This is a genomic window from Pseudarthrobacter siccitolerans (genome assembly GCF_001046895.1).
Lineage (GTDB): Bacteria > Actinomycetota > Actinomycetes > Actinomycetales > Micrococcaceae > Arthrobacter > Arthrobacter siccitolerans.
The window spans coordinates 127256-144518 of sequence record NZ_CAQI01000053.1 but is presented as its reverse complement, the minus strand read 5'-3'; the positions used below and the strand labels follow the sequence as shown (position 1 = coordinate 144518).

Annotated in this window: 19 protein-coding genes; 10 read left to right on the top strand and 9 right to left on the bottom strand. The window is 66.4% G+C overall.

The annotated features are described in order from the left end of the window. Positions 1–120 precede the first annotated feature (120 nt). Genes ARTSIC4J27_RS17725 through ARTSIC4J27_RS17710 form a run of 4 tightly spaced genes read left to right on the top strand, consistent with a single transcriptional unit; the run spans position 121 to position 4496 of the window. Positions 121–1620 (top strand): CoA-acylating methylmalonate-semialdehyde dehydrogenase, encoded by a 1500-nt coding sequence (locus ARTSIC4J27_RS17725; protein WP_050056521.1) that lies wholly within the window; start codon positions 121–123, stop codon positions 1618–1620. Next, a complete protein-coding gene (locus ARTSIC4J27_RS17720) occupies positions 1620–2711 on the top strand; it encodes an enoyl-CoA hydratase/isomerase family protein (protein WP_050056520.1) in 1092 nt (363 codons plus the stop codon). The genes ARTSIC4J27_RS17725 and ARTSIC4J27_RS17720 overlap by 1 nt, the downstream gene beginning before the upstream one ends. Continuing rightward, positions 2704–3723, top strand: coding sequence for a 3-hydroxyisobutyrate dehydrogenase (mmsB, locus tag ARTSIC4J27_RS17715; RefSeq protein ID WP_050056519.1), 1020 nt, complete (start codon positions 2704–2706; stop codon positions 3721–3723). Before ARTSIC4J27_RS17720 ends, mmsB begins: the two co-directional genes overlap by 8 nt. Continuing rightward, on the top strand, positions 3720–4496 hold the full coding sequence (locus ARTSIC4J27_RS17710; RefSeq protein WP_050056518.1) for an enoyl-CoA hydratase: 777 nt from the start codon (positions 3720–3722) through the stop codon (positions 4494–4496). The genes mmsB and ARTSIC4J27_RS17710 overlap by 4 nt, the downstream gene beginning before the upstream one ends. On the opposite strand, the gene ARTSIC4J27_RS17705 is transcribed toward ARTSIC4J27_RS17710, so the two are convergent. Continuing rightward, the gene (locus ARTSIC4J27_RS17705) at positions 4459–5460 is read right to left on the bottom strand and encodes an NAD(P)/FAD-dependent oxidoreductase (protein ID WP_050056931.1); all 1002 of its coding nucleotides are present in this window, start codon (positions 5458–5460) and stop codon (positions 4459–4461) included. The two genes, ARTSIC4J27_RS17710 and ARTSIC4J27_RS17705, sit on opposite strands and share 38 nt — an antisense overlap. 67 nt (positions 5461–5527) lie before the next feature. Between ARTSIC4J27_RS17705 and ARTSIC4J27_RS17700 the strand changes: the two genes are divergently transcribed. Both ARTSIC4J27_RS17700 and ARTSIC4J27_RS17695 read left to right on the top strand, forming a co-directional pair. Continuing rightward, entirely contained in the window at positions 5528–6103 is a 576-nt protein-coding gene (locus tag ARTSIC4J27_RS17700) for a helix-turn-helix domain-containing protein (protein WP_050056517.1), read from the top strand. Positions 6104–6189: 86 nt separating this feature from the next. Beyond that, complete coding sequence (locus tag ARTSIC4J27_RS17695; protein WP_083435523.1) at positions 6190–6843, top strand: DedA family protein; 654 nt, start codon at positions 6190–6192, stop codon at positions 6841–6843. A gap of 108 nt (positions 6844–6951) precedes the next feature. Here the strand turns inward: ARTSIC4J27_RS17695 and ARTSIC4J27_RS17690 are convergent, their stop codons facing one another. Beyond that, positions 6952–7461 carry a MarR family winged helix-turn-helix transcriptional regulator gene (locus tag ARTSIC4J27_RS17690; RefSeq protein WP_050056515.1) on the bottom strand — a complete coding sequence of 170 codons (510 nt, stop codon included), beginning with the start codon at positions 7459–7461 and terminating at the stop codon, positions 6952–6954. A gap of 105 nt (positions 7462–7566) precedes the next feature. Between ARTSIC4J27_RS17690 and ARTSIC4J27_RS17685 the strand changes: the two genes are divergently transcribed. Continuing rightward, positions 7567–8757, top strand: coding sequence for an acyl-CoA dehydrogenase family protein (locus tag ARTSIC4J27_RS17685; RefSeq protein WP_050056514.1), 1191 nt, complete (start codon positions 7567–7569; stop codon positions 8755–8757). Between the two features lie 119 nt (positions 8758–8876). Next, positions 8877–9854 (top strand): SDR family oxidoreductase, encoded by a 978-nt coding sequence (locus tag ARTSIC4J27_RS17680; RefSeq protein WP_050056513.1) that lies wholly within the window; start codon positions 8877–8879, stop codon positions 9852–9854. Positions 9855–9911: 57 nt separating this feature from the next. Here the strand turns inward: ARTSIC4J27_RS17680 and ARTSIC4J27_RS17675 are convergent, their stop codons facing one another. The 5 genes from ARTSIC4J27_RS17675 to ARTSIC4J27_RS17655 form a co-directional block, all read right to left on the bottom strand. Next, on the bottom strand, positions 9912–10700 hold the full coding sequence (locus ARTSIC4J27_RS17675) for a MerR family transcriptional regulator (protein ID WP_050056512.1): 789 nt from the start codon (positions 10698–10700) through the stop codon (positions 9912–9914). A gap of 33 nt (positions 10701–10733) precedes the next feature. Continuing rightward, complete coding sequence (locus tag ARTSIC4J27_RS17670; protein WP_050056511.1) at positions 10734–11129, bottom strand: hypothetical protein; 396 nt, start codon at positions 11127–11129, stop codon at positions 10734–10736. A 397-nt stretch (positions 11130–11526) separates the two neighbouring features. Then, positions 11527–11730 (bottom strand): cold-shock protein, encoded by a 204-nt coding sequence (locus ARTSIC4J27_RS17665; protein WP_013599688.1) that lies wholly within the window; start codon positions 11728–11730, stop codon positions 11527–11529. A 132-nt stretch (positions 11731–11862) separates the two neighbouring features. Next, on the bottom strand, positions 11863–12489 hold the full coding sequence (locus ARTSIC4J27_RS17660) for a response regulator (RefSeq protein ID WP_050056510.1): 627 nt from the start codon (positions 12487–12489) through the stop codon (positions 11863–11865). Beyond that, on the bottom strand, positions 12486–13739 hold the full coding sequence (locus tag ARTSIC4J27_RS17655; protein WP_083435522.1) for a sensor histidine kinase: 1254 nt from the start codon (positions 13737–13739) through the stop codon (positions 12486–12488). The genes ARTSIC4J27_RS17660 and ARTSIC4J27_RS17655 overlap by 4 nt, the downstream gene beginning before the upstream one ends. Positions 13740–13947: 208 nt before the next feature. Between ARTSIC4J27_RS17655 and ARTSIC4J27_RS17650 the strand changes: the two genes are divergently transcribed. Both ARTSIC4J27_RS17650 and ARTSIC4J27_RS17645 read left to right on the top strand, forming a co-directional pair. Then, positions 13948–14517: a GlcG/HbpS family heme-binding protein gene (locus ARTSIC4J27_RS17650; RefSeq protein WP_050056509.1), complete on the top strand. Its 570-nt coding sequence runs from the start codon at positions 13948–13950 to the stop codon at positions 14515–14517. A 9-nt stretch (positions 14518–14526) separates the two neighbouring features. After that, positions 14527–15225: an ankyrin repeat domain-containing protein gene (locus ARTSIC4J27_RS17645; RefSeq protein WP_050056508.1), complete on the top strand. Its 699-nt coding sequence runs from the start codon at positions 14527–14529 to the stop codon at positions 15223–15225. A gap of 116 nt (positions 15226–15341) precedes the next feature. Here the strand turns inward: ARTSIC4J27_RS17645 and ARTSIC4J27_RS17640 are convergent, their stop codons facing one another. Next, positions 15342–16526, bottom strand: coding sequence for an acetyl-CoA acetyltransferase (locus ARTSIC4J27_RS17640; protein ID WP_050056507.1), 1185 nt, complete (start codon positions 16524–16526; stop codon positions 15342–15344). Then, entirely contained in the window at positions 16523–17233 is a 711-nt protein-coding gene (locus ARTSIC4J27_RS17635; RefSeq protein WP_050056506.1) for a 3-oxoacid CoA-transferase subunit B, read from the bottom strand. The genes ARTSIC4J27_RS17640 and ARTSIC4J27_RS17635 overlap by 4 nt, the downstream gene beginning before the upstream one ends. Positions 17234–17263 lie beyond the last annotated feature (30 nt).

Genomic DNA, 17263 nt, shown 5'->3' with positions numbered 1-17263 from the left:
GCTGCGGCAGCCCGGCGCGGGCTGTATCCGGGGGTGCGGGGGCCGGTGGAGTTTAGTTGGAAGTCCGAGTATATTCGCAACCACAGATGACCTGGGTCACATACAAAGGAGCGTCCGCTCATGGTGCGCGAGCTTTCCCACTACGTCGGCGGCCAACAGGCAGCAGGCATGTCCGGCCGCTTCGGCGAGGTCTTTGATCCCTGCACTGGCGCGGTCCAGGCCCGCGTGCCGCTGGCCAGCCGGGACGAGGTCCGCAACGCCGTGGCCGCCGCCGCGAAGGCCCAGGAGGAATGGGCGGCCATGAACCCGCAGCGCCGGGGGAGGATCCTGATTCGGTTCGTGGACCTGGTCAACCGGGATATGGACGGGCTGGCGCGGCTGCTGTCCTCCGAACATGGAAAGACCATCGCGGACTCCCGGGGAGACATCCAGCGGGGGCTGGAAGTGGTGGAGTTCGCCGCCGGCGCGCCGCACCTGCTCAAGGGTGAGTTCTCCACCGAGGCCGGATCGGGGATAGACATCCATTCGCTGCGGCAGCCCCTGGGCGTGGTGGCCGGGATTACCCCGTTTAACTTTCCCGCCATGATCCCGCTGTGGAAGTCCGGGCCGGCCCTGGCTGCCGGCAACGCGTTCATCCTCAAGCCCTCCGAACGCGATCCTTCCGTGCCGCTTCGGCTGGCCGAACTGTACTCCGAAGCGGGCGTCCCGGACGGGGTGTTCAACGTGGTCAACGGGGACAAGGAAGCCGTGGACGCCCTCCTCGAGGACCCGCTTGTCAAAGCCGTCGGGTTCGTGGGCTCCACCCCGATTGCCCAATACATCTACGCCACCGCCGCTGCCCACGGAAAGCGGGCGCAGTGCTTCGGCGGTGCCAAGAACCACATGGTGGTGATGCCCGACGCAGACCTGGACCAGGCCGCGGACGCCCTCATCGGCGCCGGGTACGGCTCCGCGGGGGAACGCTGCATGGCCGTTTCAGTGGCCGTTCCGGTGGGACAGGAAACAGCTGACCGGCTGGTGGCCAGGCTGCAGGACCGGGTCACGTCGCTCAAGGTGGGGCACAGCCTGGACCAGGGCACTGATTTCGGCCCCGTGGTCACGGCTGCCGCCAAGGAACGGATCGAGGGTTGCATCCAGGCGGGTGTGGACGAGGGCGCCACCCTGCTGGCGGACGGCCGGGGCCTCACGGTGGAAGGCTACAAGGATGGCTTCTGGGTGGGCCCCACCCTCTTCGACCACGTGACACCCGAGATGGACATCTACCGGCAGGAAATCTTCGGCCCCGTCCTCAGCGTTGTGCGGGCCGCCGACTACGACGAAGCGCTCCGGCTCTGCAGCGAAAACGAGTACGGCAACGGCGTGGCCATCTTCACCCGCGACGGGGACGCCGCCAGGGATTTTGCCACCAGGGTGGACGTGGGCATGGTGGGCATCAACGTCCCCATCCCGGTACCCCTTGCCTATTACACGTTCGGTGGCTGGAAGGCATCAGGGTTCGGCGACCTCAACCAGCACGGCGCCGACGCCTTCCGCTTCTACACCAAGACGAAAACGGTTACCACCCGGTGGCCATCAGGGATACGGCACGGGGCCAGCTTCGTTATGCCGGAAGGAAGCTGATGGCGGACACCACGGAAACCGGTACGGAAAACAATGCCGAAGTGCTGTTTGAGCGCCGCGGGCAGTTGGGGGTGGTCACCCTCAACAGGCCCCGCGCGGTAAACGCGCTGACTGCCGGCATGGTGGAGGCGTTGTTGGACCAGCTCACCGCCTGGGCGGACGACGACGGCGTTGCCACGGTTGTGGTGCGCGGGGCCGGGGACAGGGGGCTGTGTGCCGGCGGCGACATTGTGGCCATTTATGAGGACATCCCCGCCGGGGGAGGTCGGACGGCCGGCTTCTGGCAGACCGAGTACCGGGTGAACTCGCTGATCGCCCGCTACCCCAAGCCCTATGTTGCCCTCATGGACGGGCTGGTCCTGGGCGGGGGCGTGGGAATTTCCGCCCACGGCTCCGTGCGGGTGGTGACGGAACGCACCCGGATGGGAATGCCGGAGACCACCATTGGTTTTGCACCCGACGTCGGCGGGACCTTTTTGTTGTCCCGCTCGCCCGGCGAGGCGGGAACCCATGCTGCGCTGACCGGCGCGCACTTGAGTGCGGGCGATGCGCTCCACCTCGGGCTGGCCGACCACTACGTCCCGTCCGCCAGTCTCGCGGAACTGCTGGCGGCGCTGGAAAGCGAAAGTGCGGATGCCGCCGTCGTGCGTTTCACCGAGGACGCTCCGCCCTCGGCACTTGCCCGGCAGCGGGGATGGATCGACAGCTGCTACGCCTCTGACGACGCCGGGGAGATCGTCCGGCGGCTCCGGAACTTTGACGGGGAAGGGGATGAGGAGGCAGCCAACGCCGCCGAGACCATCGAGGCGAAGTCGCCCACCTCCGTGAAGGTCACGCTGGCGTCGCTGCGGCGGGTGCGCGGAATGACCCTCGATGAAGCCCTGGCACAGGAATACCGGGCGGGACTGCGGTTCCTGGCAACGCCCGATTTCCGCGAGGGGATCCGGGCCCAGGTGGTGGACAAGGACCGCACACCCCGCTGGCGCCCGGCAACTCTCGCCGAGGTGCACCCTGAAGAGGTGGAGCGCTTTTTTGAGCCGCTGGGCAGCAGGGAACTGGACCTTGGAGTGAAGGAGACGGGCCATGCCTGAGAACTACACCATCGCGTTCCTGGGCCTTGGCCATATGGGCGGACCCATGGCAGTCAACCTGGTCAGGGCCGGCTACACCGTGGCGGGTTTCGACGTGGTGCCTGCGGCGCTTGACGCTGCGCGGGCTAACGGGATACCTGTTGCTGCCAGCGCCGCTGAAGCAGCCTCCGGTGCTGCTGTAGTCCTGACCATGTTCCCCAGCGGCAGGCACGTGCTGGACGCCTACCAGGGAAGCGGCGGCGGACCCGGCCTGCTGGCTGCTGCTGCCCCCGGAACCATGTTCCTGGACTGCTCCACCATCAATGTTGACGAAGCCCGCGAAGCAGCCAGGCTGGCCATCGACGCCGGCCACCGGTCAGTGGATGCTCCGGTTTCCGGCGGCGTGGTGGGTGCCGAGGCCGGGACGCTGACATTTATGGCGGGCGGCGATCCGGAGGACTTCGAGGCAGTGCGTCCACTGCTCGAAGTGATGGGCAAACGCGTGGTGCACTGCGGCGCCCACGGCGCCGGGCAGGCTGCCAAAATCTGCAACAACCTGATCCTTGGTGCCTCCATGATTGCCGTGAGCGAGGCGTTCGTCCTGGGGGAGAAGCTGGGCCTGAGCCATCAGGCACTGTTCGATGTGGCATCGGCAGCGTCCGGGCAGTGCTGGGCGTTGACCACCAACTGCCCCGTGCCGGGGCCGGTCCCCACCAGCCCTGCCAACCGCGATTACCAGCCCGGTTTCGCCGGAGCCCTGATGGCCAAGGACCTCAAACTTGCCGTGAATGCACTGCAGAGCACCGGAGTGGCGGCCCGGGTGGGTCCGCTCGCCGCGGAAATCTACGATACGTTTGCCGCCGAAGGCGGCGCCGGCCGCGACTTCTCCGGAATCATTACGGACATCCGGGATAAGTCCGAGGTTGGGGACGGGGCGGGGAACAAGAACCAGCCCGGAAGCAGTAGCGCTCCGCAGGCGGCAACAACGGGTACAGCAGGCAGTGCAGCGCAGGACGATGGGAGCCCTGAATGACGGAATACACGAACATCCTGGTGGAACAGCGCGGCCGGGTGGGGCTGGTGACGCTCAACCGGCCACAGGCGCTCAATGCCCTGAACAAGGCCACCATGGAGGAGCTCGTGCAGGCCGTCCGCGCCATGGACTCGGATCCCGAGGTGGGAGCGGTGGTGATCACCGGCTCCAGCAAGGCGTTCGCCGCCGGCGCTGACATCAAGGAAATGGCGGCCCAGGGCTACATGGATATGTACGCCGCGGACTGGTTCCGGGGGTGGGAGGACTTCACCCGGGTCCGTATTCCCACCATCGCGGCAGTCTCCGGATTCGCGCTGGGCGGCGGCTGCGAACTGGCCATGATGTGCGATCTCATCATTGCCGGGGACAATGCCAAGTTCGGCCAGCCCGAGATCAACCTGGGGGTGCTGCCCGGTATGGGCGGATCGCAGCGTCTCACCCGGGCCATCGGCAAGGCCAAGGCAATGGACCTCATCCTCACCGGCAGGTTCATCGGCGCGGAGGAAGCTGACCGGTGCGGCCTGGTGTCCCGCGTGGTTCCGGCCGAGGACGTGGTGGACGAAGCCATTAAGGCTGCGGAAGTGATCGCGTCCAAGTCCAAACCAGTGGCCATGGTGGCAAAAGAGGCCGTGAACGCGGCCTTCGAAACCGGCCTCGCCCAGGGAGTGGTGTTCGAGCGCCGGCTCTTCCATTCACTCTTCGCCACGGAGGACCAAAAGGAAGGCATGGCGGCCTTCACTGAGAAGCGCCAGCCTGAATTCCGGCACCGCTAAGCGTCAACGACTGCCGGTAGGCGGACAGATCTGCTGCCATCTCCTCCGCCATCAGGTGGTTGTTGATGATAACGGCGGTCCACGCGGCAGTTGCTGCGGACGCGAGGACCTGTGCTTTCAGGTCGGCCACATTGCCCGCTGCCCAGACGCCGGGGACGGACGTAGCGCCGTCGGCATCGGTGGCCAGGTGCGTTCCCGCTCCCGACGGGTGCGCCGACGGGGCCAGGCCGAGGCCGGCGAGGCCCTCCAGCCGTGCATGTGCCGTTGGCCCCGCCACCACAGCCTGCACTGCAAGCTCCGGACCGCCTGCCAGTGCGATGCCCCGCACGCGGTCACCTGCCACGCGCACGGATTCCACCTGCCCCGCAACCACCTTGATCCCGCGGGCCGCCAGTTGTTCAGCCTCCGCCTCCGAGGGGACAACCAGATTGTTCAGGAACAGCGTGATGTTGCTGCTCCACTGCCGGAAAAGCAGGGCCTGGTGCACTGACCAGGGACCGTTACCCAGGATGGCGATCGCCTGGTCCTGGACTTCCCAGCCGTGGCAGAACGGGCAGTGCAGTACTTCCTTGCCCCAGCGTTCCCGGAGGCCGGGGATATCCGGGAGTTCGTCCCTCAGCCCGGTGGCAACAAGGACGCGGCGTCCGCGCAGTTGCATGCCGTCGTCGAGCGTTACTTCGAAGCCCTCTGCCAGGCTGCCCCGGCTGGCTGCCACGGTGCCCCGGACCACCCGCGCTCCGTATCGCTCGGCCTCCGCCCGGCCGATGGCCAGAAGTTCGGCGGGTTTGATGCCGTCCCTGGACAGGAAGCCGTGGACGCCTTCAGCAGGGGAATTGCGCGGGTCCCCGCTGTCTATCACGATGACTGACCGGCGGGACCGGCCGAGCATTTGTGCCGCGCTGAGGCCGGCCGCGCCGCCGCCGATGATCAGGACATCGGCGATTGATGAGTTGTGGTTTGTCATGGTTCCCATGGTGTCCCGCCTCGGTTTGTGCTGGCAAAATAATTTGCCGGAATGGCAAGATGAGGGCATGGAAGAACAGATCGACGATGTCCTGGCAGCGGTGGGCCCCAGATTGCGGGTGCTTCGGCAGGCAGCCGGCATCACGCTCACAGCATTGTCCGAAACCACTGGCATATCCGTAAGCACGTTATCCAGGCTGGAGTCCGGCCAGCGCCGGCCAAACCTCGAGCTGCTGCTGCCGCTGGCCAAGGCATACCAGGTTCCGCTGGATGAACTGGTGGGCGCTCCGGCCACGGGAGATCCCCGGGTGCACCTGCGGCCCCTCCAGGTGCGGGGAATGACCATCATTCCGCTGACCAAAAAGCCCGGCGGCATCCAAGCCTACAAGCACATCCTGCCCGCCGGGCGGCTGGAGGAACCCAACCCCCAGGTGCACGAAGGATACGAGTGGCTGTATGTGCTTAACGGCAGGCTGCGGATGGTCCTGGGTGGCCGGGACCTGGTGCTTACTGCGGGGGAAGCCGCGGAATTCGACACCAGGGTCCCGCATTGGTTCGGCCGCGCGGACGGCAACCCGGTGGAGTTCCTGAGCCTCTTTGGCACCCAGGGGGAGAGGATGCACGTCCGGGCCAAGCCTGCCTGATGCAGGCCGGGCCCAGCTTCTACACAGGTGCGTAAGGTAGACAGAACCGGGAAGACAGCATGGCTGCGGCGTGGATGGGGAGTTTTATGTGGGGGACGGCATCGGACGCGGGCGGTTCGGCGGATAACCTGACAGGGTTGGTGGGCGTGTCTGCCCGCGGCATCGAGCAGCTCGGGGAATGGGGTGTGGGGCTCTTCACCCTGGCGGAAACAGTGGTGCCGCCCATCCCCAGCGAAGTCATCCTGCCGCTGGCCGGCTACCTTGCCCGGCAGGGCTCCCTGAACCTGCTCCTGGTTTTTGTGACCAGCACGCTGGGCGCCTACCTTGGCGCGGTGTTCCTGTACTGGCTCGGGGCCAAGCTTGGCCTGGAGCGCTCCATCCGCGGGCTGTCCAAGCTTCCGTTGGTGGACCGGGAGGACTTTGAACACGCGGCCGGTTGGTTCCGCCGCCACGGACGGTCGTCCATCTTTTTCGGGAGGCTGCTGCCCGGCGTGCGGAGCCTCATTTCCCTTCCGGCCGGCGCTGCAGCCATGCCGCTGGGCACGTTCACTATTTACACGCTCGCCGGCAGTGGGCTCTGGAACGGGTTGCTGCTGGGGTTCGGGTACCTGCTGGGCACGCAGTACCGGTTGATCGAGGAATACTCCCGCTTCCTGAACTACGCGGTGTATGCGGCGGTGGGCGTCACCGTAATCCTGCTGGTCGCCCGGCGGATCAAACGCGCCAAAGCACCGCGCTGACCCTGCTCTCCCTGCCTGACCCTGCTCTCTGCTGGCACTGTCTCCTGCCTGACCCGGCTGCCCGGCCTGCCCCTGCCTCGTACCTGGCCTTGCCTCCTGCCGGCCCGTTCAGGCGTCGGTGAAATCGCCGGCATTCCGACGGAAATCTCCCAGTATCCGGATCAGTTGATCGACGTCCTCCGGGCCGAAACCGGAGGCGCCGAAAACCTCGGAGTTGAGTGCCGCCGTCGAACGTTTCGCCAGGGTGCGGCCGTCAGGAGTGAGCTCAACCAGCGTGGTGCGCCCGTCGGTTGGATGGGGAGAGCGGCGCACCAGCCCGGCGTCCTGCAGCCGGTCAACCGCGTTGGTGATGGAGGTGGGGTGGACCTGGAGGAGCGTGCTCGCTTTCTTCATGGGTAGGGACCCGTTCCTGGCGAAGCTCAGCAGGGCGAGCAGTTCGTAGCGTGCGAAAGTCAGTCCGAAAGGCTTCAGCACCAGTTCGATCCGGGCGAGCAGAATCTGCTGGGTCCGCATAATGGCGGTAATGGCGGCCATGGGAGCGGCCACGTCCGCCCAGCCGCGTTCCTCCCAGTTCCGGCGGGCATCAGCGATGGGGTCACGGGAGAGCGGGATGCCCATAGCCAGCCTTTCGCCTGTGATGTGCCTCACGCGTTGGGTGAGCCTGTGCAATATACTAGGACATCCAACGGTTTCGTAAAGCAGTCTGGCAGAGCGAGGGGACCAATGCCCGGGCAGCCCGCAGGACATCACGGAGCAGCGCCCTTTCCTGATGCGGACCTGATGTACATCGTTGACCTCCTGGCGCCTCCGGAACGGGACACGTATTTCCGCATCCGCCAGTTCCTCCAGTCCTCTGTCCGCCAGGCCTCCATTGAGTACTGGAATCGCGAAGAGTTCCCCTTCGGGCTGCTGGCGGACCTGGGAAAGCATGGCCTCGGCGCACTTCAGCTGGATGGAAGTTCCACACTGTTCAAAGGCCTGATGTACGTGGAGCTTGCCCGAGCCGACGTGTCCCTGTCGGCGCTCGCCGGCATCCACAACGAGCTCATTCTCGGGATGGTCAGCGAGCTGGGCTCCGGTGAGCAGAAGGCCCGGTGGCTGCCTGGCCTGAAATCCTTCAGGCACCTCGGGGCTTTTGCGCTGACGGAGCCGGACCATGGCTCTGACATCGCCGGCGGGCTGGAAACCTCGGCCAGGCTGGAGGGCGGCGAGTGGGTCATCAACGGCGCCAAACGCTGGATCGGTGCTGCCACTATCGCCGACTTCGCCCTGGTCTGGGCCCGGGACGTGGCGGACGGTGAGATCAAGGGCTTCATCGTCGAAACGGACAGGCCGGGCTATACAGCCACCAAGATCTCCAACAAGATCGGCCTGCGGATCATGCAGAACGCGGACATTGTGCTGGCGGACGTGCGGATCCCCGCGGATAACCTGCTGCCCGGCGCCACGAGCTTTTCCAGGACCAACGAGCTCCTGCGGGACTCCCGCGCTTGGGTTGGCTGGCAGGGCGCGGGCATCCAGCTGGCCGCTTTCGACGTGGCCCGCGCCTACGCCCTGAGCCGTCGGCAGTTCGGCAGGGAACTGGCCGGCTTCCAGCTGGTCCAACAGCAGCTCGCCGACATGTTGGGCAACGCTTCGGCCTCGTTGGCGCTGATGGCGCAGCTGGCGCGCATCCAGCAGGAGGGAAAGCTGGAAATGGTGCAGGCCGCGATGGCCAAGGCCACAGTCACGCGTCTGGCCAGGGCCACGGTGGCCATGGGGCGCTCGCTGTTGGGCGGCAACGGAATCAGCAGCGACTACGAGATGGGCAAGCTGTTCGGCGACGCCGAAATTCTCTACACCTACGAGGGCAGCTACGAGATCAACTCGCTCATTGTGGGCAGGGCGGTCACTGGCAAATCCGCCTTCCATTAGGTACCCTGCCCGGCTGCGGGCGCAGCCGTTGTCCCGCCGCCCTGTGATCGGTAGCATCAAACACTAAGCCTGCTTAGTTTTATGCGGGGGGCCGTCCACCGGACAGAAAGGGATGCCGAATGCGTGTCAAGAATCCAGTTGTGGTGATCACCGGCGCCTCCAGCGGGATCGGGCGGGCCACGGCCCTTCGTTTCGCTGCGAAAGGGGCCCGGCTGGTCCTGGCCGCACGGGGAGCGGAATCCCTGGAAGACGTGGCCGGGGCCTGCAGGAAACGCGGTGCGAAAGCCATCGCCGTTCCTACCGACGTGACCGATGTGGGCGCCATGGAAGAACTGGCAGCCCGGGCCGAACAGGAGTTCGGGCGCCTGGATGTGTGGGTCAACAACGCCGCAGTGGGTGCCTTCGGCCTGCTGACCGAGATTCCGCCGAAGGATTTCCAGCGCGTCCTCGACGTCAACATCCTGGGGTACGTGAACGGTGCACGGGCCGCACTGCCCCGTCTCCGCGCGCAGGGAACCGGTGTCCTGATCAACGTGGCATCCATCGTGGCGGAAATCCCTTTGCCGTACTCCGCCGCCTATTCCATCTCCAAAGCCGCCGTGCGTTCCCTGAGCATCAGCCTGCGCTCCGAATTGGCCCGCGAAGGCGTTGACGGGGTGAAGGTCTGCACCGTTCTGCCTGCCACCATTGACACGCCCTTCTACCAAAACGCGGCCAATTACACCGGCCGGCGGCCCAAGGCGATGCCTCCTGTGTACACCGCGGAGCGGGTCGCGAAAGCCATCGTGGGGCTTGTGGACCGCCCGCGCCGGGAAACTGTCGCCGGAGGACTGGCCGGGCGCCTCCTGGTGCTGCAGCACAAGATGACCCCTGACGCCGTCGAAGCTACCACTGCGCGCCAAGTGGACAGGAGCCAGCTGTCCCGGCGGCAGTCCGCCCCCGTCACCTCGGGAAACCTGCACCAGGCCTCGCAGGGCATCCGGAAGACTTCCACCGGGGGCGGATGGCACGGACGACGCCGAACGGCACAACGGCGGATCGGCACCGCCGCGTTGCTCGCCGCAGGCATGCTCGCCGTGCGGAAGCGGCTGGGCTGAGAGCTGCGGGGCCATACCTGTCTCGCCAAGCCAGCCTCCGCCGTCGTGCTTCAGGCCTTACTGGAGGTTCCTGTCGGCGTAGGCTCGCAAGGCGTCCCGCACAAAGCCGGCGCCCGCCTCGCCACCGTAGTTTGCGGCGAAACGCGAATCGGCAACGTACATCTCACCCAGGCCCACCACGTAGCCTTTGACGTCTCCGCCGGGCTCCGACGCCGGAGTGCCGGGGATGGAGGTCAGCCACTCAACGTGCCGCCGTGCCAGGTCCTGCGCCTCCGGGCTGTCCGCGCTGAGTCCAGATTCAGAGGCGGCCGTCCAGTCCTTGCCCAGCTCTTCGGCCCGGGACTTCCACTCCTGCTTCTCCGCGGTTTCCATGCCGCGCCACCAGGCGTCCCCCTTCGCGTAGGCGTCCTTACCCCAGCGCTGCTCCACCTCGTCCTTGTATTGGGTGTGGTCGAAGCCGTCAAACATTTTCTCGGCCATGAGTTCGCCTCCTCCTTTTACTGTTTCAATCGTTTGCTGTACAGACAGGACCTGCCGTGCCAGCCGCTCCTGCTCCTGCCGGAGCCAGTCCAGGTGGCGGCTTAGCGCATTGACGGTGTCTGTCTCGTGCTGGAATACCTCGGCAATGGCCGGCAGCCCCAGGCCGAGTTCCCGGAGCAGGAGGATCCGCTGCAGCCGCAGGAGCGCTGCGCCGTTGTAGTAGCGGTATCCGTTGTTGCCAACGCGGCTGGGTTTCAGGAGCCCGATGTCGTCGTAGTGGCGCAGCGTCCGGCTGGTGGTCCCTGCCATCCTGGCGACATCCTGGATGGACCAGTCAGTGCCTGCGGTGGTTTCGGTTGCTTCCATGCTCCGAGCGTAGGGGTTGACGCAGCGTCAAGGTCAAGCGGGTTCTTCCGGGAACGGACGGCGAGGGGAACGGGGCCGCTGACGGTTGCGTGGAGAACGCTGGCGGGCCTGCGTAACGAGCCGGGTGAAGGCAAGAACAAAGACCGCTTCGATGAGGAGCATCAGGGCCACGAGCAGCCATTGTTGCTCGGCAATAAACACAATGGATCCTGCCAGGGCGAGGATGGTTCCGAGGACAAGGGTGTAGACGGCAAATCCGACGGCGACACGCGCGCTGCGGACCCCAGTGCGGAAACCGAAGCCCAGCGGTTCCCCGCCAGGATGCCCCGGGACACGATCCGGCACGGCGGGTGGGAGTTGGTCAAACTCCTCCCACGGATCCTTGCCCGCGTTGTTGCCGGGAACGTTGTCCGGGTGCTGTCCGGTCATAACCCAATTATCCCAAACCCGGCAACCCGACAGCTCCCCGGCAACGCTCTCTCACTTGATGCGGCATTTCGGGTGACGCTCTATCACTTGATGTGGGGTTTTGGGGAACGCTCTATCACTTAACGTCGGTTTTTTGGGAACGCTCCATCGCTCCCCGGGTCCCGTCGGGGACCTCCGGCACGAAGACCGCGGCAGCACCGCCGTCGCCCCCGCCCAAAGTGATAGAGCGTCGGGGGAAATGGCGCGTTAAGTGAGAGAGCGTGGGAGAAAATAGCGCGTTAAGTGAGAGAGCGTCGGAGGGGGGAGGGGACAGAAAAACAGCGGCCCCTCCAACAGGTGTTGGAGGGGCCGCTGCGTGGCGGGTTTCCTCCTGCAGGTGCGGGAGGACGCCGAAGCCTTAGAGCGGGCGGATGTTCTCTGCCTGCGGGCCCTTGGGACCCTGGGTCACATCGAATTCAACCTTCTGGTTCTCATCGAGTGAGCGGTATCCGCTGCTGGCGATTGCGGAGTAGTGGGCGAAAACGTCAGCGGACCCGTCATCGGGGGCAATGAAGCCAAAACCCTTTTCGGCGTTGAACCATTTAACTGTGCCTGTTGCCATGGCTGCATTCCTTCATGTGACTCTGATTCTCTCCCCGGACCCAGCGGTCCGAGGTGCGCGGAGAACGTCCCCCGCTGTCCCCAACGTACGGGGCCGGAGCCAACCTTGCAAGGGTATGGGCACTCGAAGTCGTCAACGCATGCCTTCGCGGCGGATTGCGGTGGCGATGGCAGCAGCCCTGGTGTCCACCCCGAGCTTGGCATAAATGTGCGCCAGATGGGTCTTTACCGTCGCCTCGGAGATGAAGAGACGTTGGCCCAGTTCGCGGTTGCTGAGGCCCTCGGTCAGGAGGCTGAGAAGTTCGGCCTCGCGCGGCGTCAGGATCTCGTCCGGGTTGCGCAGCTGCTGAAAAAGGCGGGACGCCACGGGCGCACTCATCACGCTTTTGCCCTGCACGGCGCCGCGGATGGCCGCGAAAATTTCGTCAGGGGCGGCGTCTTTCAGCAGGTATCCCATAGCGCCGGCATCCACCGCCCGGACAATATCGGCGTCGGAATCGTAAGTGGTGAACACCAGGATGGCCTGCCGGGCGTTCCGTTCGCGGATTTTCCGGATGGCCTCGATGCCGTCCATCCCCGGGCCCATGGCAAGGTCCATCACCACCACCGACACAGGATCCCGTTCCAGCAGCTGCAGCGCTTCTTCGCCGGACGCCGCCTCGGCCGCGACGTCGATATCCGGCTGGGTGCCGAGCAGCGCCCGCAGCCCGCTCCGTACCACGAGGTGGTCGTCCACCAGCAATACCTTGATGGGGCTCATTGTGTCCCTCCCGGGGCATCGGACTCTGCTGCGGGCAGTTGGGCTGCGACAACGGTCCCTTCGCCGGGTGCGCTTTCCACGGAGAAGACGCCGCCCAGCTGTTCCACGCGTTGCCGCATGGCGCGCAGGCCGTACCCTCCGGCGTCCGACGGCGGTGCTGCCGCCGCCGGATCAAAGCCGGCACCGTCGTCGTACACATCCAACGTGACGGCGTCCGGCAGGAAGCCGAGCGTCACTGTGGCCGTGGACGCGGAAGCGTGCAGTGTGATGTTTGAGGCGGCACTCTGGACCATCCGCAGGAGTGCGTGCCGGACGTCAGCCGGCACCGGCCGCGGTTCGCCGGTGACCAGGAGCCGGGCCGCCGGGACGTATTGCCTGGCTGCGACCAGAAGGGCGTCGGGCAATGGCGACCCGTCCAGTCCGGGGGAGGCGAGCTCGTGGACCAGGTTCCGGGTCTCGGACAGGTTGCCCCTCAGCAGTGCGGTAGCTTGGGCAAGGTCCGCCCGCGCTGCATCGCGCGGCCACGCCCTGCCGGCCGCTTCCAGCAGGAGGAGGCTGCTGGCCAGGCCCTGGGTGACGGTGTCGTGGATTTCCCGGGATACGCGTTCACGTTCGGCGATGGTTCCGGCCCGGCGCTCGCTGGCCGCGAGCTGTCCCTGTGCGAGCGATACTTCCGCGTGCAGGCGGCGCTGCTCCTCGGCGTCGTGCTGGATCCGGTCATAAACCAAGGTCAGCATCACACCCACGGCGACCGGGCCCAGGAGCATGGCCAGGTCGGTGCCCTCACTCAGCTTGAACAGGCCAGCGGCGGTGGCACCCGCTGTAACACCTGCCGCCACGTACGCTGCGGCTCCAGTGAAGACGCTGCGGCACAGGAAGAAGAGCGCGAACGAGCACCAGGCAAAGCTGGGGGCAGCGATGACCAGGACGGCCCACACGCCCAGCAGTGCGGCCATCCATGGGGCACCCGGACTGCCGCGCCGTGCTTGGACGGCGACGGCGACATACAGCAGGCAGGCGCCGGCGGCCAGGCACAAGACCAGGATGTTGTCTGCGGGGCTGTGGCGCATCACGTAGCGGACCAGCGACGCCACCAGGAGGACGCCGAAGCCAAGGTGTACCGCGGTGTCGATCCTGCCGAGGCGGGGGTGGCGCGGGAAGGTGCTGTTTGAGGAGCCAGCCCCGGCAGGCCCGGCACCACGCTGGTCCGGGGCTGGGGCGGCGTGGCTGGTGGTGGCTCGGGAAGGCATGGAAAGTCCGGTTCGGGAGGAGGGTTGCTAGCCACCATGCTATGGCCCCGGGCCCTGCTCCGTCTCTCAGCCTTTTGGCTGATACGGCTGGCCTTTCGGAGCAGCAGGCGCCAGCCAAAGGCCCGATGGCAGCCGCCCGGACTTTGGACAGGATGGGAAGGTACCCGGCCCGGAACCGCCGCTGGGGCTTAGAACCAAAGGAATCAGCATGAAGAAGTCCTCGAAAGTATTCGCCGTGGCCGCCGCCGGCGCCCTTGCCCTGACCGCCGCCGCGACTGTCACCGCAAACGCCGGCACCAGTGTTGCTCCAACGGCCGTCCCTGCTGCTGACATCCAGCCCGTGCCGGAGAACGTGGTCCAGCAGAACCGTATCTCCGTGGGCGCTTCCGCCAAGGCTGTTTCCGCTGCGCTCGCGAAGTGCCAGGCGGACAAGCTGCCCTTTGTCACCGTGGCACTGGTGGACCGCTTCGGCACCGTGCAGGCGCTCCTGCGGGGCGACAACGCCGCCGAGCACACCATCGAGGCCGCAAAGCAGAAGGCTTACACGGCGGCAGCCTTTGGCACCCCCACCAGTGAACTGGCCAAGCGGATCAACGGAAACGGCCCCAGCATCGCCGACCTCCCCGGCACCCTGTTCCTGGCCGGTGGCGTCCCGCTGAAGGTGAACGGTGTGTCCGTGGCGGGGATCGGCGTCGGCGGTGCTCCCGACGGGGCCCTGGATGCAGCTTGCGCCACGGCCGGTGCTGACGCCATCGCTGCTGCCGGGACTGCAAAGTAGGCTGCACGTATGACGTGGAGCCGCAGCGGGGCAGCACTCATTGCCGCAGGAGGCATGGCGGTGTTCCTGGCAGCGTGCCAGGTGGCACCTGGGGAAACGCAGCCGCCTCAGTCAGCTCCGCCGTCGGCCGTCAGCACGGAAGCGGAGCCAACCTCGGCAACCGCACCGCCGCCTGACCCGGTGACGGCCCCGCCGGTCCTGCCCGCGGATGAACAGGCGCAGCTCGATCAGGAACTGATTGCCGCTGCCAAGGCCAACAACGCGCCGCTCGTCGCTGAGCTGATCGGTCGCGGCGGAAACGTCAACACCAAGGATGCGATCCAGGACTCGGCATTCCTCTATGCGGGCGCCGAAGGGTTCAACGAGGTTCTGCGGTTGACGCTGGCCGCCGGGGCAGACGTTACAAGCACCAACCGCTACGGCGGCACAGCCCTGATCCCGGCCAGCGAACACGGCCACGTGGAAACGGTGCAGATCCTGATCGCGGCCGGGGTCCCGGTGAACCATGTCAACAACCTGGGCTGGACCGCCATGCAGGAAGCCATCCTGCTGAACAACGGCGGACCCAGGCAGCAGGAGGTGGTCCGGCTGCTCCTCGACGCCGGTGCCGACCCAAACATCCGGGACCCGGAGGGAAGAACGGCCCTGCAGAACGCCGAACGTCTGGGGTTCGCGGAGATTGCCGCCCTGATCCGCAGCCGCGGCTGAGCTCCAGATGCCGTCCCGCTGAGATTCCCCACCTTTTGCCGGAAATGACGACGGCGCGCCGCACTTTCCGTGCGACGCGCCGTCGTGGTCCCTCAAAGGTGGGGAAATCCGGCGGCCTACACAGCCTCGAGGACGCTGACGTAGTTGGCGATGCCCACGCCGCCCATGTTCTGGACGGCGGCGCGGCGGGGGCCGGCCAGCTGCATGTCCCCGGCGGTCCCGGTGAGCTGCATGGCGGCGATGACGTGCTGGGAAACGCCGGTGGCGCCTACCGGATGGCCCTTGGCCTTGAGCCCGCCGGAAACGTTGACCGGCAGCTTGCCGTCCTTGTACACCCAGCCTTCCTCGATGGCGCGCGCGCCCTGGCCCGGTTCGGTCAGGCCCATGGCCTCGTACATCAGCAGCTCCGCGATGGTGAAGCAGTCGTGCACTTCGGCGAAGTCCAGACCGTCGAGTCCCACGCCGGCCATCGCCAGTGCCCGCTGCCACGACACCCGGGTGGCGTTGAAGGCCACCGGATCCCGCCGCGCGGCCGGGAAGAAGTCGTTGGCGTGGCCAAAGCCGGCTAGCCTTACCGGGGCAGTGGTGCCGCCGGTAGCGGATGTGGACAGCACGACGGCGGCAGCACCGTCGGACACGGGGGAGCAGTCCGTGCGGCGCAGGGGGTCGGCGACCATGGGGTTCTTGTCCGACACCGTGCGGCAGAAGTCCTGGCCGAGGTCCTTGCGGAGCTGCGCGCAGGGGTTGTCCACGCCGTTGCGGTGGTTCTTGGCGGCGATGGAGCCCAGGACGTCGGAAACGCTGCCGTACCGCTTTTCGTAGTGCTTGGCTACCTCGGCGAACAGCCCGGTGAAGCCGGTGGTGGATGCTTTGCCGGCCATGTCGTAGTCGGCGCCCAGCAGGCCCGCGCCTACAACGTCGGCTCCGGCGTGCGTCATCTTCTCCGCACCGATCACCAGCACCGTTTTCGCGGTACCGGCCAGCAGGGACTTGGTGCCCTGCTGGAAGGCGGCGGATCCGGAGGCGCAGGCGTTCTCCACCCGGGTGGCTGGAACGTTTGCCAGGTCGGGGGAGACCTGCAGCGCCAGTGATGACGGGAACGCCAGGGGCATCATGCCGGAGTTGAACTGGCCGAGGTAGATCTCGTCGATCTGGCCGGGCTCGATGCCGGCGTTGCTGATGGCTTGGCTGGCAACCTGGACGATCAGCGACTCCAAGGTCTCGTCCGTCAGCTTCCCGAAACGGCTGTGTCCCCAGCCGGTGAGCAGGACATCCTTGCCGAACTGTTCCTGCAGGCTCATGCCGTTGCTCCTTCCAGGGCGGATTCCCCGACGCCGGACTCTCCGACACCGGACCCGTCCAGGGCAACAGTGAACTCCGCCTCCGTCTTCTCACGGATGTCCTCCAAGGAGACCCCGGGCGCCAGCCGGGTCAGGGTGAGCTGCCGCCCCCCGCCGTCGCGCTTTACGAGGTCAAAGACCGCAAGGTCGCTGATGATCCGGTCCACCACGCCAAGGCCGGTCAGCGGCAGGGTGCAATCGCGGACGATTTTGGCGCTGCCGTCCTTGGCGTTGTGCTCGGTGAGGACCACCACGCGCGGTGTCCCGGCGACGAGGTCCATGGCGCCGCCCATGCCCTTGACCATCTTGCCGGGGATGGTCCAGTTCGCGAGGTCTCCACTGCCGGAAACCTGCATGGCCCCCAGGATGGCCACTTTGACGTGGCCGCCGCGGATCATGCCGAAGGAGGTGGCGGAATCGAAGATGCTGCCGCCCGGCAGCACCGTGACGGTCTGCTTGCCGGCGTTGATGAGGTCGGCGTCCTCCTCGCCCTCGTACGGGAACGGCCCCATGCCCAGCAGACCGTTTTCGCTCTGCAGGACAACGCGGACGCCGTCGCGGAGGTTGTTGGCCACCAGCGTGGGGATGCCGATGCCCAGGTTGACGTAGTCGCCGTCGTTCAGTTCCTCGGCCGCGATGGCGGCCATTTCATCCCTGGTCCAGGCCATGGGGTTCTCCTTGTCGCTAGGTATTCGATG